Below are 23,084 nucleotides of genomic sequence, written 5' to 3'. Positions count from 1 at the left end.
GTACCGACGGGATCGGTGGCGTGGACCCACGTACCGCCGCTCACGGATCAACTCGGCAAGCCCGCCGTGAGCAGCTCCACGAAGCTCGTGTCGGCCCGTGCGACGCCGAAGACCTCGGCTCGTCGCAGCGTGCGCTCGGCCCAGGCGCGGTGCGGCTTCACCTCGTTCATCTTGTTCGTGTAGGCCGACCTCAGGACGCCGCCGCCGTCGCGTTCCGGGCACAGGATGTCCTGGGCGTCGCTGTATTCCTCGTGGCTGACCACGGACAGTGCGTGTACGGGCAGCACATGGGAGGGGTGGATGCAGGTCTTGCCCTGCAGGCCGTTGGCGCGGTCCAGTTCGATCTCACGGAGCAGACCGTCCATGTCGTGCTCGATGAGCGTGCTGCGCAGTTCCTCCGCCCGACCGAGGAACGGGCTGCTGCGCAGTTGTGGTTTGAACATCCGCTGCTGGACCTTGAAGTACTCCCAGACCGGTCCGGTGACGGTGAAGCCCGTTCCGTCGGCACGGCCCAGTTCGTTCACGACATCGCCAATGACGGAGGCCACGATCTGTACGTCGTAGGCCGTCATATCCGGTGTACGCCGCAGACCGTAGACCGAGCAGAAGTCGGTGACTCCGAGGCGCAGGGCGAGAACACGGTCTCGGTACTTGTCGACGGTGCGCGCGATCCCGGCCAAGGTCTCGCCTCGGGTCTCGCGGTGCAGGAGCTCCGGCGACTCGAGTACCGGCATGGCGAACAGGCGCCGCCGGCCCGCGATTTCCGCGGCGGCGACGGCCTCCAGGAACGGTGTGCCCCGTTCCTCGGTGAACTTCGGGAGTACGAATCCGGACAACAGTGCACTGGCAGGGCCGAGGCGTTGCACCAGGTCGGATATCTGTGCCGGCTCCCGCACCCGGATGAACAAGAGCGGCAGCTCGCCCGCGGCGACCGCGGGCGCAGTCGACTCAGGCGCGTCCGCCCCCCGGCTCCCCTCCGGGAGCAACGCGGCCCGCCCGGCGAGCTCGAAGAACTGGGTGACCAGGTTCTGCTCGGCCTGCTCGACATCAGCGTCCCCGATGGAGTCCTCGAGGCAGATGACCATGGACACCACACCACGGGAGGCCTGCTTCAGGATGTCGTCGGCCAGCTGCACCCTGGTCGCGGGGCTGTACAGGGTGGCCCCGAGGGCTACGGACAGCACTTCGGGTGGCGAGTCCAGAGTGAACTCGCACGGATCCCGGTGGAATAGATCCTTCCGGATCTCAGGCGCAATATGTCCGAAATGACGCATGAGACTCCCCCGTTGCAGGACCCTGACTGCCCGATACAGCGCTCCCGCTGACTTGATGTGGCCGGTAATAGTACGTGGAGACGCATGTCAACAGTTCCCCACCCGGATGAAATTCCGGTAACCGGTCCTCACACCTACGGCCGGAAATCTCCCCAACCACTGAGAGAACTCCCTGGATACCGCCGCCCCCGCGTTGTCCGAGCACCGACCGGGAAGGCAGGATGACGACATGACGCACGCGATGGTGAAGGGGTCGAACGTCCCGCTCGAAGTCACGGCGGTCCGCGCCGTGCTGCGCTGGACGGCGGGACCCGATGTCCCGGACATCGACGCCTCCGCGCTGCTCCTGGGCGCCGACGGCCGGGTGCGCTCCGACGGGGACTTCGTTTTCTACAACCAGCCGCGCCACCCGTCGGGCAAGGTCTGGCGGCTCGGCAAGAAGGCTGGACCCGAAGGCCTCACCGACACCATCCAGGCAGACCTCTCCGGGCTGGGTCACGAGGTCGACCGCGTACTCATCGTCGCCTCGGCGGACGACGTGACGTTCGGCAAGGTACGGGAGCTGCGCATCCTGCTGTACGACGCGGCCACGACCGACGTGGACATCGAGCCGTACGCGTACTTCGACGTGACCCCCGAGACGGGAGCCGAAACGGCGCTGATCTGCGGAGAGTTGTACCGCAGGCGCGACACCTGGAAGTTCCGTGCCCTGGGCGAGGGCTACTCCAACGGCCTGGTGGGCCTCGCCACCGACTTCGGCATCTCGGTCGACGAGTCCGAGGCCCCTGCCCCCGCCGCGGCGCCGGCCGCCTCTCCCACAGCACCACCACCGAGCCCCACCCCTGGCCCTCCGCCACCCGCACCGTCCCCGGACCCCGAGCCTCAGCCGGCGTACGGGTACCCCCAGCCGCCCGTGGAACCGCCCCTCGTACACCCGGCACCGGCTGCCACCGCCGCACCACCCGCGTACGGCTACCCCCAGCCCGTCCCGGCGCAAGGCGGCTCCTACGGCTATCCGCAGCCCGTGGGCAGCCCCGAATCAGCGCCCACCGACCCCGTCGGCGCAGCGGCCCCCATCAACCCGCCCGTCCCGACCGTCGCCCCCGACCCCGACTTCCAACTACCGCCCCAGGGACCGCAGTTCGCCGGCCGCTGACCACACCGAGGCCGACGGCGCACGGCTGACGTCACGCTCGGGCGCCCGCTGACCCGCCGCACAGAAGCCGCCCACGGACGTTTTACTCAGGCGTGCAGGACCCACACTCCCCGCGCCACGCGTGCCGCCCCTCAGCGCTCCCCCACCGACGACTTGTACCCCCGCCCCCACTGCAGCCCCCACCCGAAGAGCCGGTCGAGTTCGGCCTGGAAGCCGTACACGAACTTCACCTGCCGGCGCACCGTCAGCTCCCCCTTGACGTTCTCGACGGTGAGCACGGCGCAGGAGCGGGCCTGCGGGGCGCGTTCGTCGAGTTCGATCTCGATGCGCGGGCCGTTGCTCGGGTAGAGAGTGACCTTGGCGTGCGTACGGTCGAAGGCCGGTGTCTGGTCGTAGATGTAGCAGAAGATCAGCAGGCGTTTGATGGACTCGCGATGGTCGAGATTGACGTAGATGGTCTCGCCGGAGGGTGAGCCGAAGCGGTCGTCACCACTGAGCTTCACGAACGGCGGCGCGTTCAGATCCCCGAAGAACCCGCCCAGCGGCTGAACCACTCCCTTGCCGCCGTCGACGAGTTCGTAGAGGCAGCCGATGTCCAGGTCCACGTTGACCACACCCTGGGTGTGGGCCTGGACCACGTCCGGCTGAAAGAGCCGGAACGGATGCCGGAAGAGCCGACCGCCCTGCTTGGAACGCCCTTCGATGTCGGATGTGCGCATCCTCCAGGACAGATTGACCCGGAGATTGCCGGTGGCCGCCCCCTGCTTGTTGAGCGAGACGGACGGGTTCCGTTTGGTGAGCTCAATGGCGTTGGACGCAGCGCTGCCGGAGTCGAACTGCGCGGCACGTCCGCGCCGCAGCCCGTCGAAGAAGGACATCCCACCCCCTGGTGTCTGATCCCATGCGGCGGGGCGGCCGCGAGGTCCCACCTCGTGGCCGCCCCGCTTCGGAGCTTTCCCTGTTCGGGCAGTCGGTCACACCCCGGAAGAGACTTCTGTCTTTTCCCCCGAGGCGGGGCCGTTCCCTCCTTCGGCCGCGGCCAGCCGCTTGTTGCGCTGGACCGAGGACCAGAAGGACGCGGCGATCAGGAGGACGCCGACGAGACCGGTGATCAGCTCGTGGATCTGGTACTGGATGGTGACGAGCAGGATCACGGCGAGCGCGCCGATCGCGTAGTGCGCACCGTGCTCGAGGTACACGTAGTCGTCCAGGGTGCCCTGGCGGACCAGGTAGACCGTGAGCGAACGGACGTACATGGCACCGATGCCGAGGCCGAGCGCCATCAGGACGATGTCGTTGGTGACGGCGAAGGCGCCGATCACGCCGTCGAACGAGAACGACGCGTCGAGGACCTCGAGGTAGAGGAACATGAAGAACGCGGCCTTGCCGGCGAGCTTGACGGCCGAGACGGGCTTGCCCTTCTTCTTGGCCTCTTCCTCCTCCTCGTGCTCGCGTTCCTCCTCCTCTTCGAGTTTGTCCTCGAAGTACCCGGAGAGACCACCGACGATCAGATAAGTGATCAGACCCGCGATGCCGGAGATCAGTACGGTCTCCGCCTTGTCGGCGTGAGTGCCGCCGTGCTGGTGGGCGTGGGCCGCGAAGGTCATCGCAGAGATCATCAGCACGATCAGCGCGATGCAGACCGACAGCATGTCGACCTTGCCGAGCTTGGCCAGCGGGCGCTCGAGCCAGCCGAGCCACTTGATGTCACGGTCCTCGAAGACGAAGTCGAGGAAGATCATGAGCAGGAACATGCCACCGAAGGCGGCGATCGACGGGTGAGCGTCGGTTACCAGCTCCTGGTAGCGGTCCTTGTCCGTCATGGCCAGATCGACGGCCTCGATCGGGCCGATCGAGGCGCTGATGGCGACGATGACGACAGGGAACACCAGCCGCATGCCGAAGACCGCGATGAGAATGCCGACCGTGAGGAAGATCTTCTGCCAGAAGGCATTCATCTTCTTCAGGATCCCGGCGTTGACCACCGCGTTGTCGAAGGACAGCGAAATTTCGAGGATGGACAGGATCGCGACGATCCCGAACCCCGCCCAACCTCCGTAGAACACCGCCGCGACCAGGCCGAGCGCAGTAACTGCGAACGACCAGCCGAAGGTTTTTAGAACCACTGGCTACCCCATCGTTGTGTGCGGGTCTCCCCCGCGCCGCGAGCGGCTTTAAGAAACGTTGACCCCGAAGTCTAGAGCGATGCCACGCAGGCCCGACGCGTACCCCTGGCCAACTGCACGGAACTTCCACTCACCGCTGTAACGGTAGAGCTCGCCGAAGATCATCGCAGTTTCGGTGGAGGCGTCCTCGGAGAGGTCGTAGCGCGCGAGCTCCTGACCGTCGGCCTGGTTGACGACGCGAATGAAGGCGTTGCTGACCTGGCCGAACGTTTGGTTTCGGTTGTCCGCCTCGTGGATCGACACCGGGAAGATGATCTTGTCGACGTGCGCCGGAACCTTCGGCAGATCGATGATCAGCGACTCGTCGTCACCCTCGCCCTCGCCCGTCAGGTTGTCACCCGTGTGCTCCACAGATCCGTCCGGGCTCGTCAGGTTGTTGTAGAAGATGAACCATTCGTCCCCGAGCACCCGGCCGGCCTGACACAGCAGCGCGCTGGCGTCCAGGTCGAAGTCGGCGCCGGTGGTGGATCGTGCGTCCCAGCCGAGCCCGACCATCACCTGTGTGAGGTTGGGTGCGGCCTTGGACAGGGAGACGTTGCCCCCCTTGGCGAGTGTGACGCCCATGATCGTGATCCTCCCCGAAATGCTGGAACAGACTGACACAAGGCGTCCGGCGCCGCACTCAGCGTGCGGCGCCGGACATGTCCGTACGGCATCGGGGCCGTACGGGGCGTACGTGACGTACTTCTAGCACGTGTACGTACGGAGAAGGATCCCGATCAGACGTTCACACCGAAGTCCTGCGCGATGCCGCGCAGGCCCGAGGCGTAACCCTGACCGACCGCGCGGAACTTCCACTCCGCGCCGCTGCGGTACAGCTCGCCGAAGACCATGGCGGTCTCCGTCGAGGCGTCCTCGGAGAGGTCGTACCGGGCGATCTCCTGGTTGTTGGCCTGGTTCACGACGCGGATGAACGCGTTGCGCACCTGGCCGAAGGACTGCTGGCGGTTCTCGGCGTCGTAGATCGACACCGGAAACACGATCTTGGTGATCTCGGCCGGGACTCCGGCCAGGTTCACCTTGATCGCCTCGTCGTCGCCCTCGCCCTCACCGGTGGTGTTGTCACCGGTGTGCTCGACCGAGCCGTCGGGGCTCTTGAGGTTGTTGAAGAAGACGAAGTTCGCATCGCTGCTCACCTTGCCGTCCTCGGGGGTCAGGATGGCACTGGCGTCGAGGTCGAAGTCCGTTCCGGTGGTGGTACGGACGTCCCAACCGAGACCGACCAGTACGGCGGTCAGGCCAGGTGCTTCCTTGGAGAGCGAGACGTTGCCGCCCTTGCTGAGGCTGACTCCCACGAGTCCTCCCAAAAAGTATTGAGGGGCAGCGCCCCGTTTTGCGATGGCATCGGATCAACGAATTGATCCTAGTGACCGGTTCCCGGCTCAACCAGGCTCTTCCCCTCAACGATCAGAGGGTGTCGAGCGCCTTGACGTAGTCGTTCAGGTCGCGGGCGTCGGGCAGGCCGTTGACGACGGTCCAGCGGACCACACCCTCCTTGTCGATGATGAAGGTGCCGCGGACCGCGCAGCCCTTCTCCTCGTCGAACACTCCGTACGCGCGCGATGCCTCGCCGTGCGGCCAGAAGTCCGACAGGACCGGGTACTCGAGACCCTCCTGCTCGGAGAAGACGCGCTGGGTGAAGGGCGAGTCGTTGGAGACCGCGAGCAGCTGGACGTCGTCGTTGACGAACTGGGGGAGCTCGTCGCGGAGCGCGCAGAGCTCGCCGGTGCACACGCCGGTGAAGGAGAACGGGTAGAAGAGCAGCACCACGTTCTTCTCGCCGCGGAAGTCCGCGAGGCGCACGGTCTGGCCGTGCTGGTCCTTCAGCTCGAAATCCGGGGCCTTGGTGCCGACCTCGATCGCCATGTGCTTGGTTCCCTTCGTCAAGACCGTTGCCCGGCGGCGCCGTGCGCCGCCGGCGGGTTCCGCCCAGCCTACGAGAGAGCCCGAGAGCCCCCGCAGACGGTGTCTGCGGGGGCTCTCGCCACGGTATGCAGGCTCAGCGCTTGGTCTTCGCCGCCTTGGGAGTGACCAGACGGCTGCCCGTCCAGTCCTTCCCTGCGCTGATGCTCTTGGTCTGAGACAGACCCGCGGTCTGCGAGGCCTCGTTGATGTCGCTCGGCTCGACGTAGCCGTCCCGGCCTGTCTTCGGGGTCATCAGCCAGACCGGTGCTCCGTCATCGACCAGCTGGGATGCGTCCACCAGCGCGTCCGTCAGGTCGCCGTCGTCCTCTCGGAACCACAAAACGACGGCATCGGCGACATCGTCGTACTCCTCGTCGACGAGCTCACTGCCGATGACCTCTTCAATGGACTCGCGGAGCTCCTGGTCGACGTCGTCGTCGAAGCCGATCTCCTGGACCACCTGCTCGGGCTGGAAACCCAGCCTGGCGGCAGGGTTGGTCCGCTCCTCCGCGTGGTCCGCGGTCGCGCTCACGGGGTGCCTCCTGATCATGTTTCGGTGATGTCTTCAAGCCACGCGCGTACGCGCGTCACTGGCCGTAGTCCACACGGACGGGGCGGATCGCGCAAGTACCCGGCGGGCGAGACCGCCGAAACGGTGACGTTCCCGACCGGCACAGTGCGCTCTCGGACCGTCCTGGGGACAACCGGACGAAGCCGACGCGTTGCGCGGGCGTATCGTTGCGATTTGAGAAGAAGCTTACGCCGGACCGTCTGAGCCCCACTCGGTTACCTCTCGGTAGAGATGACGTTTGGATGTACGGGGTGGACGATGGTGGCGGCGCAGAAGCCCGGCGGACAACGGCGTGACAGAGCGCCCGACGGCGCCCTCCCGCAGCGCCCCCGAGTGCGGCAGGACGGGCCGGTACCTGACAAGCGAGAGCAAGCCCGACAGCCAGAGCAAGCAAGACCGACAGTGAAGGAACAGCGTGGCTTCCGGATCAGATCGCAACCCGATCATCATTGGCGGCCTGCCCAGCCAGGTCCCGGACTTCGATCCCGAAGAGACTCAGGAATGGCTCGACTCCCTTGACGCCGCGGTTGACGAGCGCGGCCGCAAGCGGGCCCGGTACCTGATGCTCCGGCTGATCGAGCGGGCCCGCGAGAAGCGCGTCGCCGTGCCCGAGATGCGCAGCACGGACTACATCAACACGATCGCGACGAAGGACGAGCCCTTCTTCCCGGGCAACGAGGAGATCGAGCGCAAGGTCCTCAACGCGACCCGCTGGAACGCGGCGGTGATGGTCTCGCGCGCGCAGCGTCCGGGCATCGGCGTCGGCGGGCACATCGCCACTTTCGCCTCCTCGGCCTCGCTCTACGACGTGGGCTTCAACCACTTCTTCCGCGGCAAGGACGAGGGTGACGGCGGCGACCAGGTCTTCTTCCAGGGACATGCATCGCCGGGTATCTACGCGCGCGCCTATCTCCTGGACCGGCTCACCGAGGAGCAGTTGGACGGCTTCCGGCAGGAGAAGTCCAAGGCGCCGAACGGCCTGTCCAGTTATCCGCACCCGCGGTCGATGCCGGACTTCTGGGAGTTCCCGACCGTTTCGATGGGCCTGGGTCCGCTCGGTGCGATCTACCAGGCACGGATGAACCGTTATATGGAGGCCCGCGGCATCGCGGACACCTCCAAGTCCCATGTCTGGGCGTATCTGGGCGACGGCGAGATGGACGAGCCCGAGTCGCTCGGGCAGCTCTCGATCGCGGCTCGCGAGGGTCTGGACAATCTGACCTTCGTGGTCAACTGCAACCTGCAGCGTCTGGACGGTCCGGTACGCGGCAACGGCAAGATCATCCAGGAGCTGGAGTCCCAGTTCCGGGGCGCCGGTTGGAACGTGATCAAGCTGGTCTGGGACCGCTCCTGGGACCCGCTGCTCGCCCAGGACCGTGACGGTCTTCTGGTGAACCGGATGAACACCACGCCGGACGGCCAGTTCCAGACGTACGCGACGGAGTCCGGTTCGTACATCCGGGAGCACTTCTTCGGTGACGACCAGCGGCTTCGGGCGATGGTCGAGGGGATGAGCGACGACCAGTTGCTGCACCTCGGCCGTGGTGGTCACGACCACAAGAAGGTGTATGCGGCGTACGCGGCGGCCAAGGCGCACAAGGGCCAGCCGACGGCGATCCTCGCGCAGACGGTCAAGGGCTGGACGCTCGGCCCGAACTTCGAGGGGCGCAATGCGACGCACCAGATGAAGAAGCTGACCGTCGACGACCTCAAGCGCTTCCGTGACCGGCTGCACCTGCCGATCCCTGACCGGGAGCTGGAGGACGGGGCTCCGCCGTACTACCACCCGGGGCGGGAGTCCGAGGAGATCCAGTACATGCACGATCGGCGCAACTCCCTTTCGGGGTACGTGCCGACGCGTGTGGTGCGCGCGAAGCCGCTGCAGCTGCCGGACGACAAGGCCTACGCCGCGGTGCGCAAGGGGTCCGGTCAGCAGTCGATCGCCACCACGATGGCCTTCGTACGGCTGCTGAAGGATCTGATGCGGGACAAGGAGATCGGCAAGCGTTTCGTGCCGATCGCGCCGGACGAGTACCGCACCTTCGGCATGGACTCCTTCTTCCCGAGCGCCAAGATCTACAACCCGCTGGGTCAGCAGTACGAGTCCGTGGACCGTGAACTGCTGCTCGCCTACAAGGAGTCGCCGACCGGTCAGCTGCTGCACGACGGCATCACCGAGGCCGGCTGCACCGCCTCGCTGATCGCGGCGGGCTCGGCGTACGCGACGCACGGCGAGCCGCTGATCCCGGTGTACGTCTTCTACTCGATGTTCGGGTTCCAGCGCACCGGCGACCAGTTCTGGCAGATGGCCGACCAGTTGTCGCGCGGTTTCGTGCTCGGTGCGACCGCCGGTCGCACGACGCTGACCGGTGAGGGGCTGCAGCACGCGGACGGGCACTCGCAGTTGCTCGCGTCGACCAACCCGGCGTGTGTGGCGTACGACCCGGCGTTCGGCTTCGAGATCGCGCACATCGTGCGGGACGGGCTTCGCCGGATGTACGGCGAGACCGAGGACGGCAAGCCCGGTGAGGACGTCTTCTACTACCTCACGGTCTACAACGAGCCGATCCAGCACCCGGCGGAGCCCGAGGGCGCCGACATCGAGGGCATCATCAAGGGGATCCACCTGTTCCGGCCGGGGTCGGCGGGGACGGTGCCGGCGCAGATCATGGCATCGGGGGTCTCGGTGCCGTGGGCGCTCGAGGCGCAGCAGATCCTCGCCGACGACTGGGGCGTCAAGGCGGACGTGTGGTCGGCGACTTCGTGGAACGAGCTGCGCCGGGAGGCCGTCGACGTCGAGCGGCACAACCTGCTGCATCCGGAGGAGGAGCAGCGGGTTCCCTACGTGACGCGGAAGCTGTCTTCGGCCGAGGGTCCGTTCGTCGCCGTGTCCGACTGGATGCGGGCGGTTCCGGACCAGATCGCGCGCTGGGTCCCGGGACGGTTCAACTCGCTCGGGGCGGACGGTTTCGGCTTCGCGGACACCCGTGGGGCGGCCCGCCGGTTCTTCCACATCGATGCGCAGTCGATCGTGCTGGGCGTACTGACCGAGCTGGTGCAGGACGGCAAGCTCGACCGGTCGGTCCTGAAGCAGGCGATCGACCGCTATCAGCTCCTGGATGTGGCGGCGGCCGACCCGGGGGCGGCGGGCGGCGACGCGTAGCCCCGTGCCGTGCGGAGGGTTCTCTCCGTGCGGAAGCGACTGACCGTGGCCCCGGCCGGAGTTTTCCGGCCGGGGCCGCGGTGCGTCCGGGCCGGCCCGCTGTGCGCCGCGTGCTCAGTTCTCCCAGATCTTGAACGCGCGTACTCGGTACGGCGTTTGCGGGGTGAGGGTGCCGCTGCCGGGATAGGTGTCGAACTCGCCGGTCTCCGCGCACTCGGCGGACTGGTAGGCCGTGACGGGGCGTCCGGTGTGGTTGGCGAGGGCGTTGGCGGTGACGCCGGGCGGCAGGGCGGTGCAGCTCTCGATGTCGGTGCCGGACAGGTCGTAGGTGTGCCGGGTGCCTCGGTACCGGGTGTTTTCCCAGAGGCAGAGCTCGCCCGCGCCGCAGTGGGAGGCCGCGGTGGGCGTACTCGCGGCGGCCGGTGCGGCGCTCACGGCGGTGCTGGGCGAGAGGCAGCAGGCGGCCACCGCGGCGAGGATCGCCGGCCGGGCCAGGGTGCGTGTCGAGGTGTGCTTCATGGTGAACCCCCGTGTCGTACGGATCAGTTGGAGCGCCACTGTGACCTGCGACGACGTCGGCCGGGAAGGGGGTGGGAGGCCGGCCACCCTGATACATGAATGCCGCGCTCGGAACGGGCGGAGGCCGCGCCGGGTGAACCGGCGGGGCCTCGGGTTGCCGCGGCTCGGGCCGGGGCAGGGGCAGGGAGTGGCTCAGATGCGGCGCACGCCGGCTCCGGCCTCGGGGACGTGGATGTCCGTCGAAAGAGTGGTCGTGCCACCGACGAGCGGCGCGCGCGGACCGCACTCGGCGATGTGGGGCGCCGGCGGTCGGTGGCGGGGCGCGATCGCCGGTGCGGTCAGCGGCGGCCGGCGAGGGCCGCCGCCTTCCGTCGGACGCATGCGGTGCACGCCCTGTGGACGGAACGTGACGAAGGGACCGGATCGAACCGTCGCTCGCCCCGGCACTGGCGCACCGGAGCCGAGGACCGGCACGCCGGAACGGGCCGCTCCGCACCTGTCGGCGACGGACCCGGCGCCACGGCATACGGCAAATCCCAGGTCAAAGCGCACGAAGCGTAATCAGCCGGTATCACGCAGGCCCGTTTTGTCTCATTCACCCGGCGGGAAACGTGATCTGCCCCACCCCTGGCCCGGAGCGGTCCGCGGTTCTCCTAGGGTGTCCCGCAGTGACTTCCTTCGACTCGTCCCCCCACCTCAACGCCTGGCGTGCGTTGCTCGCACTCGCCGTCGTGTTCGTCATGCTGGCGACCACCGGCTGGACCGTGGTGCGCAACCACCAGGGCGGCACCAGTCCGCTCGAAGCCGCCATGAGCGCCTGGGAGCGTGGCGGCATAGACGGCCGCCCGCTGCCCGGGGCGCACGCGCCGGCAGACCAGGTCGCCGGCTTCTTCGCGTCGCTGAGCGCCGCGCAGCAGCGCAGCCTCGCCTCCCGCCATCCGCTCGCGGTCGGCAATATGAGCGGGGTCCCACCGACGGTGCGGTACGCGGCGAACCGGAAGTCGCTGGACAAGGCGCGGGACGTCGAACGACAACGCATGCGGGATGTACGCCTGTCCGATGTGGGCCGCCACGAGGCGGGCCGCAGGATGCACCGCTTCGACTCGCTGCTGTCCGGCGACCGCCAGATCCTCGCCTTCGACCCGACCGGCGCCGGACGCGTCGCCGAGGTCATCGGCGATCTGGACCGGGCGCAGCGGGTGTCGGTGGTGGTTCCGGGGGTGGACACCAATGTGCTCACCTTCCAGAAGACCGCCGGCCGCTACACCGCCCCGCGCGGCATGGCCAACGCCCTCTACCGCGAGGAGCGGCGGCAGAGTCCGGACACCCGGACCGCCGTCATCGCCTGGGCCGACTACACGGCGCCGGTGGGGGTGGGTATGGACGCCGCCACCGCCAAGCGGGCGGAGGACGGCGCCGAGCGGCTCGAGGATCTGGCCCGCACGCTCCCCGGCACCTCGAAGATCTCCCTGTACTGCCACAGCTACGGTTCGGTGGTGTGCGGAGTCGCCGCGGACAAGCTGCCCGGCCGGGTCTCCGACATCGCCGTCGCGGGCAGTCCGGGCATGCGGGCGAGTACGGCCGACGCGCTCGGGACCCGGGCCCGGGTCTGGGCGATGCGGGACGCCGACGACTGGATCGCGGACATCCCGCACCTCGAGTTCGGCGGCCTCGGGCACGGGGCGGACCCCGTCTCGCCCGACTTCGGCGCGCGGATCATGTCGGCGCAAGGCGCGTCCGGGCACACCGGCTACTTCCAGCCGGGCACGGACAGTCTGCGTAATTTCGCGCGGATCGGCGTCGGCGCATATCAATCGGTGAGCTGCGCGGGCGGTGACGACGCCTGCCGGAGCCATGCTGCCGGCGTGGCGGCCTGACGCGCGTAGAAGCCCGCCGTGCCCGGAAAACGGCGGGTCCGTCACGAGGGGGGACGTAGGCGTCTGTGCCGCATACGATGAGCCGCATGGGTGACGTACTGGCCGGATTTCATGCCGCCTGGGAGTTCGAATCGGACTCCGTGCTCATCCGCTTCGAACGGGGGATCAGGACGCCGCGGCTGTTCCAGTCGATCGGTGAACGCCGCATCCCCTACGAGGCGTTGGCGGCGGTGACACTCGCTCCCGGCAAGCGCGGGACGGTGGTCCTGCACGCCTCGCCGAGACCCGGCGCCGACCCGCTGATGGAAGCCGCCGCCGGTCAGCTCAAGGACAACTGCGATCCGTACCGCCTGGTGCTGCCCGGCGAGAGCGAGACGCTGGCCGAGTACTACGCGGACGAGCTGCGTCCGCTGCTGCCCGAGGACACCGGGCCGACCGACGACTACCTGGTGGCGCCGCCGGAGGGCCGCAAGGAGTTCAAGGCGTACGACGGGAAGGCGACCTTCGACGGGACGTCGGCGTCGTTCAGGTGGTTCTGGACCGGGGCCTCGTCGGCGAAGTGGAAGGCGGGCGACCAGACGTTCCGGGTGAGCGATCTCAGCGGCGTCGAATGGCGCTCGCCGGAGGTCTTCGACGGCTATCTGCGGCTGCTGCGCCGGCCGAACGGGGTGCCGCAGCCCGCGCAGGCCGACCAGGATCCGGCTGCCGTGGTGTTCGGGCTCGGGTACGGGCCGGTGCACGAGTCGCTGCCGTTCGCCGCGGCGGTGCTCGGCGCGGTGCGCAGTTGCGGTCCGGCCCCCGTCGAGGCGGAGCGGCCGCCCGGGCGGCGCGATCCCGCCGACATCGCCGACCGCATCCGGCATCTGGGCGAACTGCATCAGGCGGGCCTGCTCACGGACGCGGAGTTCACCGCGAAGAAGGCGGAGCTGCTCGCGGAGCTGTGAGCGGCTGTGGGCCGGGGGCGGACCCGGTGCCGGCCGGGTGCCGGCACCGGTCGCCGAGCGCGGTCATACCGCAGTAGCACCTTCGGTACGGCTCTCCGGTATGACGGCGGGCGGGACCTGCCGTGCATACGCTGATCGGGCCATGAGTAGCGAACCGAACCCCTCGTCCACCGAGCCGTCGGCGCCCGGTGCGGAATCTGCCGCACCGGCGGGCCGCACCCGGCGCCGCCGGCCTCTCGAGCGGCGCCGCGGCGACGGTGCCGGGAAGCGCGGGCCCGGGCCCGGCAGCGTGGACGGCGAGCACCCTGAACCCGCCGCAGGACCGCGCCTCGTACATCTGCGGTCCGCGCTGCGGGACCTGGGCCTGGCCCTCGCGACGCCCGCCGCGGCCGGCGAGACACCCTTCGCCCGGTCCCCCAAGCCGTGGGTCCGGAACCTGCCGTACGTCGTGGTCTTCGGATTCGTCGTGGCACTGCTCCCGGTGACGGTGACCGTCCTGGTGCAGGACTACGAGGTCAACGGTGCGCTCGCGGGCGCGCTCGCCACCGCGCAGGCCGTACCGCTGCTCTGGGCCCTGACCCGGCCGCTGCAGGCCTGGTGGGTGATCTTCGCCGCGGACGTGCTCGGGGCGTTCGCCGTGTTCAGCGGCACCACCCGTGATCTGTCCTGGCCGTGGACTCCGATGGTCGTGGTCGGCTACGCGGTCCTGATGATCCTGCTCGGGATGCGCGAGTCCCGGCGGACGCTGTTCGCGGTATGGCTGGCGACCGGGGCCGCGGGCCTGGTCTTCGAGCTGGTGTCGCAGGAGCGCAGCGACGGCATCCAGCTGCTGCTCTTCGTCCTCAGCGGTGTCCTGCTCGTGGTGACGTACGCGCTGCGCGAGCGCGGGGCCGCGGAGCGCAGGCTCGTCGAGCAGGAGACGATCAGCGAGGCGGAACGGGCCCGGCGCACGCTGCTCGAGGAACGCACCCGTATCGCGCGGGAGTTGCACGATGTCGTCGCGCATCACATGTCGGTGATCACGGTGCAGGCGGACTCCGCGCCGTACCGGATCGAGGGGATTCCGGCGGCGGCCCAGGAGGAGTTCACGGCGATCGCCGCGAGTGCGCGTGAGTCGCTCGCCGAGATGCGGCGGCTGCTCGCGGTGCTCCGCAGCGAGGACGCGCAGGGCGGCGAGCGGACCCCGCAGCCGGGCCTGGACAAACTGCAGCAGCTCGTCGAGGCGACCGTACGCGCAGGAGTGCCCGCGGAACTGTCGCTCGCGGCGGAACTCGGCGCCGTTCCGCAGGCGGTGGACCTGTCCGCGTACCGGATCGTGCAGGAGGCGCTGTCCAATGTGGTGCGGCACGCGCCGGGCGCGCGGACCCGGGTCTCGGTTGCCTCGGACGGCACCGACCTGACCGTGCTCGTCGTCAACGGCCCGCCCACCGGACGCGACACTCCCCTGGAGACCGCCGGCACCGGCCACGGCCTGGTCGGCATGCGTGAGCGCGTACGGTTGACCGGCGGCTCGCTCGATGTGGGACCGCTGCCGGACGGGGGTTTCCGGGTCGCGGCCCGACTTCCGCTGGGCCGCAACGATGCGCCGAACCCGGAGGGTACGCCTTGACCATTCGCGTGATCATCGTCGACGACCAGGCCATGGTCCGCGCGGGGTTCGCCGCGCTGCTCGCCGCGCAGAGCGACATCGACGTGGTGGGCGAGGCCCCGGACGGCAAACAGGGCGTCGAGGTCAGCCGCAGCACCCACCCCGACGTCGTACTGATGGACGTCCGGATGCCGGAGATGGACGGGCTCGCGGCCGCCCGTGCGCTGCTGGAGCCGCCGCCGGGCGTGGTGCACCGGCCGAAGGTCCTGATGCTCACGACGTTCGACGTCGACGACTACGTGTACGAGGCTCTGCGGGCCGGCGCCTCGGGCTTCCTCCTGAAGGACGCCCCGCCCGCCGATCTGATCGCGGCGGTACGGGTGGTGGCGGCCGGCGAGGCGCTGCTCGCTCCGTCCGTGACCCGGCGCCTGATCGCCGACTTCGCCCGTCAGCGGACCGCGCCGCGCAAGGCCACGAACCTGCGCCTGAACGGGCTCACTCCGCGCGAGACCGAGGTGCTCGAGCTGATCGCGCGCGGCCTGTCCAACCAGGAGATCGCCGAGTCGCTGGTGCTCGCCGAGCAGACCGTGAAGACCCATATCGGCCGTGTGCTGGCCAAGTTGGACCTGCGGGACCGGGCGCAGATCGTGATCTTCGCGTACGAGTCGGGACTGGTGACGCCGGGAGAACCCGCCTCCTGACCCGGAGTTCGATGCCCCACCCCCGTTTCACCGGCGAGTAGACCGCGTCCGGCCCGTACACCCCCTACCCGGGTAGCACCCCGCAGTTGGCTCCGCGGTGTGACGTGCGCGGGCAGGCCGTCTTCCTTTACTTCCCTCCGTCAACGCGATCGACGGACGAGGGAGACAGGCCATGAGCCGCCGCAACGGGAACGGGCGCCACCGGGCCGGGCACGGGCGCTACTTGAGGACACTGCTCGCCGCCGCCCTCACGACCACCGTCGTGGCGGGCACGGCAGGCTGGGCCGTCGGCAGCGAGCAGGTCGCGGTGACCGGGCCGGTGCCGGGTACCGCCGAGTGGCGGGCGGACAGTGGTCCGGACGGACCGCTGCCGGACCCGGCGAACGCCTCCCCTGCCGAGGTCGCCCGCTTCTTCCGTGCGCTGCCCGCCGGGCACGCCCGCGCACTCGCCGAGCGGCACGCGCTGGTGGTCGGAAACCTGGACGGTGCCCCGGCCGAGCTGCGGTACACGGCCAACGCCGCCGCACTGCGGCAGGGGCGCGCCGCGGAGCGCCGCAGCGCCGACGACCGGTCGCTGCCGGCACGCGACCGTGCGGCCGCTCGCGACCGCGCCGAGCGGTACGGCCAACTCCTGGCAGGCGGGCGGCAGATCCTCGCCTTCGACCCGCGTGGTCGCGGCCAGGTCGCCGAGGTGTTCGGGGACCTGCGCCGCGCCCGGCACACCGCCGTCGTGGTGCCGGGCTCCGACATCGATCTGGAGACCTTCGACCGGGCCACGGACCCGTACGGCACGCCCACCGGCATGGCGCGCTCGCTGTACGGCGCGACCGGAGAACGCACCGCCGTGGTCGCCTGGGCCGACTACACGACACCCGTGGGGCTGGGACCCGACGCGGCCACCGGCCGGCTCGCCGAGGCGGGTGCCCCGCGCCTGGCCCGCTTCGTCCAGGGCCTCACGGCCACCGGGAGCGCGGACCCGGCCGTGTTCTGCCACAGCTACGGCTCGGTGGTCTGCGGACTCGCCGCGGCCGAACTGCCCGCCGCCGACCTGGTGGTGGCCGGTTCGCCCGGCCTGCGCTCCGACAACGCCGCAGGCCTGGACACCAAGGCCCGGATCTGGGCCGCGCGCGACGAGGACGACTGGATCGGCCGCATCCCGAACGTGAACGTACTCGGGCTCGGTCATGGCGCCGACCCGTCCTCGGCCGACTTCGGCGCCCGGCACATCCCCGCGACGACCGCCGAGGGACACACCGGCTACTTCGCCCCCGGCACGGACTCACTGCGTGCCTTCGCCCGGATCGCCGTCGGCGACCACAGCTTCGGAGGCCGCTCATGAGCACCCTCACCGTCCTGCGCAGGAGCGCGGAGTCGATCGACGCGAAGACACCCGCGCACCGGGACCGTGCCGTCGACGGTCTGCGGGCGCTCGCCCTGCTCGCGGTACCGACCGGGCACTGGATGCTCGGCGGATTCACCCTGGACTCCGCGGGACTGCACAACGCCAGCCCGCTCGCCTCGTTCGGCTTCTTCGCCCCGGCCAGCTGGGTGCTGCAGATGCTCGGGGTGTTCTTCCTGGTCGGCGGCTACGCCTCGGTGCTCTCCTACCGGCGCGCCGCCGGACGCGGCGAGTCCACCGGGCGCTGGCTGCGCGGCCGGGTGGCGCGCCTCGGGCGGCCGGTGCTCGGCGTGACGGCGGTGTGGGCGGCCCTCGTCCCGCTGCTCTACGCACTGGGGGTGCCGGGGACGACGTTGCGCACCGGGTCGACGCTGGTGATCCAGCCCTTGTGGTTCGTCGGCGTGTACACGGTGATCACCGCGCTCACGCCGTACTGCGTCCGCGCCTGCGAGCGGCTCGGCGCCTGGGCGGCGGCCCCGCTGCTCGCCGTCGTCGGCGCCGTCGACTTCCTGCGCTACGGGCCGTTCGCCGAGTCCATGCCGTCCTGGCTGAGCCTGCTGAACCTGCTGCCGGGCTGGATGTTCGCGTACCAACTCGGCGTGTCCTGGGGGGAGAAGAGGCTCGGGCGGCGTGGCGCGTGGCTCCTGCTCGTCGGCGGTGCGGCCCTCTTCGCGACGCTGCTGCTCGCCTTCCACTATCCGGCGTCGATGGTCGGTGTGCCGGGCGAGGTGCGCACCAACTCGCATCCGCCGTCGCTGCTCGTGCTTGCGCTCGCCGCGGCGCAGAGCGGTGCCGCCATCCTGCTGCGGGACCGGATCGGGGCGCTCCTGAAGCGGCCCGCGCTGTGGGCGCCGGTGGTCGTGATCAACCTGTCGGCGATGACGATCCTGTGCTGGCACCAGACCGCCATGTTCGCCACGGCTGCGACCGGTGCGCTGTTCGGCTCGGTGCCGGGTCTGACGGCCGCCCCTGACACGCTCGGCTGGGTGGGTGTGCGGTTGCTGTGGCTGCCGGTCTTCGCGGCACTGTTGATCGGGATCGGGCGGTACGCCCGGAAGTTCGAGGCACCGTGGCAGACCGGGACCCGCGCGTCCCAGGTGCGGCGGGCCTGCGCGGGGCTGCTCGCGGCGGGGTTCGCGGTGTTCGCACTCGGGCTCGCGTGAGCGGGGACGTCCGGGGCGCGGGCGGGAAGGCCACCACGCGCGCGTGGAGCCCGTTTCGGGGTTCTACGCGCGCGTGGTGGCCTTCCCGGGGTGCGGTGCCTACTCGCGGCCCGCCGACGTGAACGTCATGTCGGTGTAGCGGTCGCCCGCGACCTTGCCCGCGATCGGCTCCAGGAGGTCGAGCTCGCTGTCGGTGAGCACGATCCGGGTCGCCGCGGTGTTCTCCTCGACACGGCTGCGCTTGCGGGTGCCGGGGATCGGGACGACACCGGCGAGGCCGTGCGCCGCGGCTCGCTGCTGCACCCAGGCCAGCGCGACCTGTCCCAGGGTCGCGTCATGGCCGGCCGCCAGGGCACGGACGGGGTCGAGCAGCGCCGCGTTGGCCGCCGCGTTGTCACCGGTGAAGCGGGGCTGCTGACGGCGGAAGTCGCCGCCGCTCAGCTCCTGGTCGGCGTGGACGAAGGCGCCGGTGAGGAAGCCCCGGCCGAGCGGCGAGTACGGGACGACGCCCACGCCGAGGTCGGCTGCGGCCGGCACCACGTTCTCCTCGATGTCCCGGCTGAACAGCGACCACTCCGACTGCAGTGCGGTGATCGGGTGGACGGCGTGCGCGGCGCGCAGCTCGTCCGCGGTCACCTCGCTGAGACCCAGGTACTTGACCTTGCCCTCGGCGACCAGCTCGGCCATCGCGCCGACGGTCTCCTCGATCGGGATCGTCACGTCGCGGCGGTGCATGTAGTAGAGGTCGACGGCCTCCACGTCGAGGCGCCTGAGGCTGTCCTCGATGCACTGGCGCAGATACGGCCGGTCGTTGCGGATGATCCGCTTCGTCGGGTCGGCCGGGTCGGTGGCCAGCGAGAACTTCGTGGCCAGGACGATCTCGTCGCGGTGCTCGCCGACGAAGGGGGCCAGGAACTCCTCGTTCGCACCGGCGCCGTACATGTCCGCCGTGTCGTAGAGCGTGACGCCGAGTTCGAGTGCCCGCTCGAGGGTGGCGCGTGCCTCGTCGGCGTCGGTCGGCCCGTAGCCGAAGTTCATGCCCATGCAGCCGAGGCCCTGGACCCCGACCTGGGGTCCGTCGGCTCCGAGCTGCACCTGGGTGATCGTGTTCGTGCTCATCAGGGTTCAGGCCCTTTCCGGGGCCGGTCGGGCGCCCCCGTAAAACTGGATCTTGTAGTCGAGTACGGCCAAGGTGCCCTGGAGTTCCGCGATCCGGTGCTGTACGTCGCGCCGGGTGCGTTCCAGGAGTTCCTGGCGGGCCTCGTAGGTGTGGTCGCCCTCGCGCACCATCTCGGCGTAGCGGACCATGTCGGCCACCGGCATGCCGGTGAGCCTGAGCTTGCCCACGAAGGCGAGCCAGTCGAGGTCCTTGTTGGTGAAGCGGCGCTGGCCGGTCTGCGAGCGGTCGATGTGCGGCATCAGGCCGATCCGCTCGTACCAGCGGAGTGTGTGTGCGGAGAGGTGGGTGATCGCCACCACCTCGCTGATCGTGTAGCGGTCCCGTCCGTCGGGCCGCGGATGGGGCTCGGGTCCTGCTGCGCAGAGGTCCACGGATGAGACGTCCACGGTTGTGCTGTCCATCACCGTCATGCCCACCACGCTAAGTCTTTGGAGTGCACTCCAGGCAAGGGGAATCTTCCGTGCAGGGGTCGGGCCACGTCCTGGGCGGGCCGATCCGCGCCGTGAACGGCGGCGGGAATGCGGTGCGGAGCGTGTCGGTGGTGCGCAGTAGGCTCGCCGCCATGCAGAGCCTCGCCCTGACCGAGAACTGGCCGGTGCCGAACGCCGCCGCGGCTGTCGTCCGTGCGGACGGCGTGATCGTCGGGACCCACGGCCCCACCGGGCAGCCGTTCCCGCTGGCCTCGGTGACCAAGCCGCTCGCCGCGTACGCCGCACTCGTGGCTTACGAGGAGGGCGCCGTCGAGCTCGACGAACCGGCCGGCCCGGAGGGCTCCACGGTCCGGCACCTGCTCGCGCACACCAGCGGCCTCGCCTTCGACGAGCACAAGGTGAGCGCACCGCCGGGGACCCGCCGGATCTATTCGAACGCGGGCTTCGAGCAGCTCGGCGAGCACATCGCCGAGGCCACCGAGATCCCTTTCGCGGAGTACGCGCGGCAGGCCGTGCTCGAGCCGCTCGGCATGTCGTCGACCTCCCTGGGCGGCTCGCCCGCCAAGGACGGGGTGTCCACCGTCGACGACCTGGTGCGGTTCGCGGCAGAGCTGCAGGCGCCGCGGCTCCTCGACCCGCGCACGGTGCTCGCGGCGATGACCGTGGTGCATCCGGGTCTCGCGGGACTGCTGCCGGGCTACGGACGGCAGACGCCGAACGACTGGGGGCTCGGGTTCGAGATCCGGGACGGCAAGTCGCCGCACTGGACGGGGAGTTCGTCCTCGCCGCGCACGTTCGGCCATTTCGGGCAGTCCGGGACGTTCCTGTGGGTCGACCCCGAGGTGGGAGCGGCTTGTGTGGCGCTGACCGACCGGGCGTTCGGCCCCTGGGCGATCGAGGCGTGGCCGGTCTTCACGGATGCGGTGGTCGCCGAGCTCCGGGGGTGAGGCGCCTCTCGGAGGCGCTGTCCGCGGACCCGGCCGGACGGGCTGGCAGCCGGCTCACGGCGCGGAAGTCCGCAGCTCCCACACCAGGAGTTCCGCAGCGGTCTGCGCGGTCAGTTCGTGATCCGGGTCCCCGGTGAGGCGGATCGAGTCGCCCGGGGACAACGCGGTCTCGGGGAGCCGGACTTCGCCGCGTACGACGTGCACGTAGACCTGCTCGGCGTCCGGCAGGGCGACGCGTTCGCCCGAGGCCGGGCGGCGTACGTGGAGCAGGGCGCCGGCCGCCGGGACCGCGTACGGGGTCGCGTCGGATATGCCGCGGACGATCTCGTACTCCGGTTCACCGCCGGGCTCCGAAGGGGCCAGCCACATCTGCACGAAGACCAGCGGGTCCGGGCCGTCGTTGCGTTCCACATGGCGTACGCCGCCGCCGGAGCTGAGTCGCTGGACGTCTCCCGGACGGACCAGGGACTCGTGGCCGGCCGAGTCGCGGTGGGTCAGCTCGCCGGTCACGACCCAGGTGACGATCTCGGTGTGACTGTGCGGGTGCTCGTCGAACCCGGCGCCGGGGGCCAGGTGTTCCTCGTTGCAGGCGATGATCGGCCCGAAGCGCAGGTTGTCCGGGTCGTAGTGCGGACCGAACGAGAAGGCGTGCAGGGACTCGATCCCGGCGGGCGGCTCGGAGCCGCTGAACCGGTCACGGGAGCGGCGGACTTCCATCACCCGTCCCACGGTACGGGTGCCCGTGCCGCGCGGGTGCCGCGTCCGCGGGCTGGACCCGGGGGAACACACGCTCGGCCCCGGCCTCTCGTGCCGTCGTCCCGATAAGGCAGTCTTGTCCCGTGCCCCAACCCGAATCGTCGCAGCCGCCGCCCGCCCACCAGCACTCCGCGACCCTGAAGAGGCTCGAGCAGTCGTCCGGCAGTCTGGCCGCTCAGGCCATCGCGCGGATGGACGAGACGCTGCCCTGGTACCGGGCGATGCCGCCGGAGAACCGGTCGTGGATCGGTTTGGTCGCCCAGGCGGGCATCGCCGCGTTCACCGAATGGTTCCGGCGCCCGGACGCCCCGCAGGCCATCTCCACCGATGTGTTCGGCACCGCGCCGCGCGAGTTGACCCGCGCGATCACGCTGCGCCAGACCGTGGAGATGGTGCGCACGACCATCGAGGTGATGGAGTCCGCGATCGACGAGGTCGCCGCCCCCGGCGACGAGCGTGTGCTGCGTGAGGCCCTGCTCGTGTACGCCCGGGAGATCGCCTTCGCGACCGCGCAGGTGTACGCGCAGGCCGCCGAGGCACGCGGCGCCTGGGACGCCCGCCTCGAGTCCCTCGTGGTGAACGCGGTGCTGTCCGGAGAGGCCGACGAGGGCGCCGTCTCCCGCGCCGCGGCACTCGGCTGGAACTCCCCCGAACACGTCTGCGTCGTGCTCGGCACCGCCCCCGACGGCGACAGCGAACTCACCGTGGAAGCCATCCGGCGCGCGGCCCGGCACGCCAAGCTGCAGGTCCTCACCGGCGTACTGGGCACCCGCCTGGTCGTCATCGCGGGCGGCAGTGACAACCCGCTCGGCGTCGCCAAGAGCCTGATCGGTCCGTTCGCGGCCGGTGCCGTGGTGGCCGGGCCGGTCGTCCCCGACCTGCTCGCGGCGACCCGTTCCGCGCAGGCCGCGGCCGCCGGTCTCAAGGCCTGTTCCGCATGGCAGGACGCTCCCCGTCCGGTTCTCGCGGACGATCTCCTGCCGGAGCGTGCCATCGCCTCCGATCCGGCGGCACGTGACCAATTGGTGGAGGAGATCTACAGACCGCTGGAGGAGGCCGGCTCCGCGCTCCTGGAGACTCTGAGTGTCTATCTGGAGCAGGCGAGCAGCCTCGAGGGCGCCGCACGCATGCTCTTTGTGCACCCCAACACCGTGCGCTACCGGCTGCGACGTGTGACTGACGTCACCGGCTGGTCCCCGTCGGACGTCCGCTCGGCCTTCACGCTGCGGATCGCGCTGATCCTGGGGCGCCTGGTAGACGGAGATCCGCAAGCCTAGACTTTTGTCGAGGGTGAACAATTACCCCGACAGTTCTTCGTCCCTGT

22 protein-coding genes are annotated in these 23,084 nt (G+C 69.9%); 10 read left to right on the top strand and 12 right to left on the bottom strand.

Translation table 11 applies throughout. From position 1 onward, the window contains the following. Positions 1–47: 47 nt before the first annotated feature. The gene (locus DSC45_RS14375; RefSeq protein WP_119290833.1) at positions 48–1,274 is read right to left on the bottom strand and encodes an HpcH/HpaI aldolase/citrate lyase family protein; all 1,227 of its coding nucleotides are present in this window, start codon (positions 1,272–1,274) and stop codon (positions 48–50) included. Between the two features lie 229 nt (positions 1,275–1,503). Here DSC45_RS14375 and DSC45_RS14370 point away from each other — a divergent pair, with 229 nt between their 5' ends. Further along, complete coding sequence (locus DSC45_RS14370; protein ID WP_119290832.1) at positions 1,504–2,430, top strand: TerD family protein; 927 nt, start codon at positions 1,504–1,506, stop codon at positions 2,428–2,430. Between the two features lie 131 nt (positions 2,431–2,561). Here the strand turns inward: DSC45_RS14370 and DSC45_RS14365 are convergent, their stop codons facing one another. The 6 genes from DSC45_RS14365 to DSC45_RS14340 all read right to left on the bottom strand — a co-directional run bounded on the left by DSC45_RS14365 (position 2,562) and on the right by DSC45_RS14340 (position 7,053). Next, a complete protein-coding gene (locus DSC45_RS14365; RefSeq protein ID WP_119290831.1) occupies positions 2,562–3,308 on the bottom strand; it encodes a TerD family protein in 747 nt (248 codons plus the stop codon). A gap of 96 nt (positions 3,309–3,404) precedes the next feature. Beyond that, positions 3,405–4,556 carry a DUF475 domain-containing protein gene (locus tag DSC45_RS14360; protein WP_119290830.1) on the bottom strand — a complete coding sequence of 384 codons (1,152 nt, stop codon included), beginning with the start codon at positions 4,554–4,556 and terminating at the stop codon, positions 3,405–3,407. Between the two features lie 48 nt (positions 4,557–4,604). Continuing rightward, complete coding sequence (locus tag DSC45_RS14355; RefSeq protein WP_119290828.1) at positions 4,605–5,180, bottom strand: TerD family protein; 576 nt, start codon at positions 5,178–5,180, stop codon at positions 4,605–4,607. 155 nt (positions 5,181–5,335) lie between these two features. Further along, the gene (locus DSC45_RS14350) at positions 5,336–5,911 is read right to left on the bottom strand and encodes a TerD family protein (RefSeq protein ID WP_119290826.1); all 576 of its coding nucleotides are present in this window, start codon (positions 5,909–5,911) and stop codon (positions 5,336–5,338) included. Between the two features lie 112 nt (positions 5,912–6,023). Then, entirely contained in the window at positions 6,024–6,482 is a 459-nt protein-coding gene (locus DSC45_RS14345) for a peroxiredoxin (protein WP_119290825.1), read from the bottom strand. Positions 6,483–6,615: 133 nt separating this feature from the next. Beyond that, positions 6,616–7,053 carry a DUF3052 domain-containing protein gene (locus DSC45_RS14340; protein ID WP_119290823.1) on the bottom strand — a complete coding sequence of 146 codons (438 nt, stop codon included), beginning with the start codon at positions 7,051–7,053 and terminating at the stop codon, positions 6,616–6,618. Between the two features lie 454 nt (positions 7,054–7,507). On the opposite strand from DSC45_RS14340, the gene aceE reads away from it, so the two are divergent. After that, entirely contained in the window at positions 7,508–10,255 is a 2,748-nt protein-coding gene (gene aceE, locus DSC45_RS14335) for a pyruvate dehydrogenase (acetyl-transferring), homodimeric type (RefSeq protein WP_119290822.1), read from the top strand. A 114-nt stretch (positions 10,256–10,369) separates the two neighbouring features. Here aceE and DSC45_RS14330 read toward each other — a convergent pair whose 3' ends face one another. Beyond that, a complete protein-coding gene (locus DSC45_RS14330) occupies positions 10,370–10,774 on the bottom strand; it encodes a peptidase inhibitor family I36 protein (protein ID WP_119291225.1) in 405 nt (134 codons plus the stop codon). Positions 10,775–10,966: 192 nt separating this feature from the next. Next, the gene (locus DSC45_RS35720) at positions 10,967–11,155 is read right to left on the bottom strand and encodes a hypothetical protein (protein WP_162929221.1); all 189 of its coding nucleotides are present in this window, start codon (positions 11,153–11,155) and stop codon (positions 10,967–10,969) included. Between the two features lie 287 nt (positions 11,156–11,442). Between DSC45_RS35720 and DSC45_RS14325 the strand changes: the two genes are divergently transcribed. The 6 genes from DSC45_RS14325 to DSC45_RS14300 all read left to right on the top strand — a co-directional run bounded on the left by DSC45_RS14325 (position 11,443) and on the right by DSC45_RS14300 (position 18,446). After that, entirely contained in the window at positions 11,443–12,651 is a 1,209-nt protein-coding gene (locus DSC45_RS14325; protein ID WP_119290820.1) for an alpha/beta hydrolase, read from the top strand. A gap of 86 nt (positions 12,652–12,737) precedes the next feature. Then, complete coding sequence (locus tag DSC45_RS14320) at positions 12,738–13,595, top strand: DUF4429 domain-containing protein (protein WP_205571329.1); 858 nt, start codon at positions 12,738–12,740, stop codon at positions 13,593–13,595. A 142-nt stretch (positions 13,596–13,737) separates the two neighbouring features. Continuing rightward, positions 13,738–15,204, top strand: a complete 1,467-nt coding sequence (locus tag DSC45_RS14315; protein WP_119290816.1) for a sensor histidine kinase — start codon at positions 13,738–13,740, stop codon at positions 15,202–15,204. Continuing rightward, the gene (locus DSC45_RS14310; RefSeq protein ID WP_119290814.1) at positions 15,201–15,884 is read left to right on the top strand and encodes a response regulator; all 684 of its coding nucleotides are present in this window, start codon (positions 15,201–15,203) and stop codon (positions 15,882–15,884) included. The genes DSC45_RS14315 and DSC45_RS14310 overlap by 4 nt, the downstream gene beginning before the upstream one ends. 172 nt (positions 15,885–16,056) lie before the next feature. Next, positions 16,057–17,223 carry an alpha/beta hydrolase gene (locus DSC45_RS14305; protein ID WP_119290812.1) on the top strand — a complete coding sequence of 389 codons (1,167 nt, stop codon included), beginning with the start codon at positions 16,057–16,059 and terminating at the stop codon, positions 17,221–17,223. Further along, on the top strand, positions 17,220–18,446 hold the full coding sequence (locus DSC45_RS14300) for an acyltransferase family protein (RefSeq protein WP_119290811.1): 1,227 nt from the start codon (positions 17,220–17,222) through the stop codon (positions 18,444–18,446). The genes DSC45_RS14305 and DSC45_RS14300 overlap by 4 nt, the downstream gene beginning before the upstream one ends. A 99-nt stretch (positions 18,447–18,545) precedes the next feature. Here the strand turns inward: DSC45_RS14300 and DSC45_RS14295 are convergent, their stop codons facing one another. Both DSC45_RS14295 and DSC45_RS14290 read right to left on the bottom strand, forming a co-directional pair. Next, on the bottom strand, positions 18,546–19,565 hold the full coding sequence (locus DSC45_RS14295) for an aldo/keto reductase (protein WP_119290809.1): 1,020 nt from the start codon (positions 19,563–19,565) through the stop codon (positions 18,546–18,548). Positions 19,566–19,571: 6 nt separating this feature from the next. Beyond that, positions 19,572–20,036: a MerR family transcriptional regulator gene (locus DSC45_RS14290; protein WP_119290808.1), complete on the bottom strand. Its 465-nt coding sequence runs from the start codon at positions 20,034–20,036 to the stop codon at positions 19,572–19,574. A gap of 152 nt (positions 20,037–20,188) precedes the next feature. Here DSC45_RS14290 and DSC45_RS14285 point away from each other — a divergent pair, with 152 nt between their 5' ends. Further along, a complete protein-coding gene (locus tag DSC45_RS14285; RefSeq protein ID WP_119291223.1) occupies positions 20,189–21,004 on the top strand; it encodes a serine hydrolase domain-containing protein in 816 nt (271 codons plus the stop codon). A 54-nt stretch (positions 21,005–21,058) separates the two neighbouring features. Here the strand turns inward: DSC45_RS14285 and DSC45_RS14280 are convergent, their stop codons facing one another. Further along, positions 21,059–21,721 carry a pirin family protein gene (locus tag DSC45_RS14280; protein ID WP_205571337.1) on the bottom strand — a complete coding sequence of 221 codons (663 nt, stop codon included), beginning with the start codon at positions 21,719–21,721 and terminating at the stop codon, positions 21,059–21,061. A gap of 122 nt (positions 21,722–21,843) precedes the next feature. Between DSC45_RS14280 and DSC45_RS14275 the strand changes: the two genes are divergently transcribed. Further along, positions 21,844–23,037: a PucR family transcriptional regulator gene (locus DSC45_RS14275; protein WP_119290804.1), complete on the top strand. Its 1,194-nt coding sequence runs from the start codon at positions 21,844–21,846 to the stop codon at positions 23,035–23,037. Positions 23,038–23,084: the final 47 nt, after the last annotated feature.

The organism is Streptomyces sp. YIM 130001, from assembly GCF_003574445.1.
In the GTDB taxonomy this organism is placed as follows: Bacteria; Actinomycetota; Actinomycetes; order Streptomycetales; family Streptomycetaceae; genus Streptomyces.
Note: the sequence above shows the minus strand (reverse complement) of the source record. Positions and strands in the feature narration are given on the sequence as shown.

What these genes read in the sequence shown, in the direction of transcription:
- DSC45_RS14375 (WP_119290833.1), bottom strand. Translation starts at nt 1,274, where the DNA reads ATGCGTCATTTCGGACATATTGCGCCTGAGATCCGGAAGGATCTATTC.
- DSC45_RS14370 (WP_119290832.1), top strand. Translation starts at nt 1,504, where the DNA reads ATGACGCACGCGATGGTGAAGGGGTCGAACGTCCCGCTCGAAGTCACG.
- DSC45_RS14365 (WP_119290831.1), bottom strand. Translation starts at nt 3,308, where the DNA reads ATGTCCTTCTTCGACGGGCTGCGGCGCGGACGTGCCGCGCAGTTCGAC.
- DSC45_RS14355 (WP_119290828.1), bottom strand. Translation starts at nt 5,180, where the DNA reads ATGGGCGTCACACTCGCCAAGGGGGGCAACGTCTCCCTGTCCAAGGCC.
- DSC45_RS14345 (WP_119290825.1), bottom strand. Translation starts at nt 6,482, where the DNA reads ATGGCGATCGAGGTCGGCACCAAGGCCCCGGATTTCGAGCTGAAGGAC.
- DSC45_RS14330 (WP_119291225.1), bottom strand. Translation starts at nt 10,774, where the DNA reads ATGAAGCACACCTCGACACGCACCCTGGCCCGGCCGGCGATCCTCGCC.
- DSC45_RS35720 (WP_162929221.1), bottom strand. Translation starts at nt 11,155, where the DNA reads ATGCGTCCGACGGAAGGCGGCGGCCCTCGCCGGCCGCCGCTGACCGCA.
- DSC45_RS14320 (WP_205571329.1), top strand. Translation starts at nt 12,738, where the DNA reads ATGGGTGACGTACTGGCCGGATTTCATGCCGCCTGGGAGTTCGAATCG.
- DSC45_RS14315 (WP_119290816.1), top strand. Translation starts at nt 13,738, where the DNA reads ATGAGTAGCGAACCGAACCCCTCGTCCACCGAGCCGTCGGCGCCCGGT.
- DSC45_RS14305 (WP_119290812.1), top strand. Translation starts at nt 16,057, where the DNA reads ATGAGCCGCCGCAACGGGAACGGGCGCCACCGGGCCGGGCACGGGCGC.
- DSC45_RS14300 (WP_119290811.1), top strand. Translation starts at nt 17,220, where the DNA reads ATGAGCACCCTCACCGTCCTGCGCAGGAGCGCGGAGTCGATCGACGCG.
- DSC45_RS14295 (WP_119290809.1), bottom strand. Translation starts at nt 19,565, where the DNA reads ATGAGCACGAACACGATCACCCAGGTGCAGCTCGGAGCCGACGGACCC.
- DSC45_RS14290 (WP_119290808.1), bottom strand. Translation starts at nt 20,036, where the DNA reads ATGACGGTGATGGACAGCACAACCGTGGACGTCTCATCCGTGGACCTC.
- DSC45_RS14285 (WP_119291223.1), top strand. Translation starts at nt 20,189, where the DNA reads ATGCAGAGCCTCGCCCTGACCGAGAACTGGCCGGTGCCGAACGCCGCC.
- DSC45_RS14280 (WP_205571337.1), bottom strand. Translation starts at nt 21,721, where the DNA reads ATGGAAGTCCGCCGCTCCCGTGACCGGTTCAGCGGCTCCGAGCCGCCC.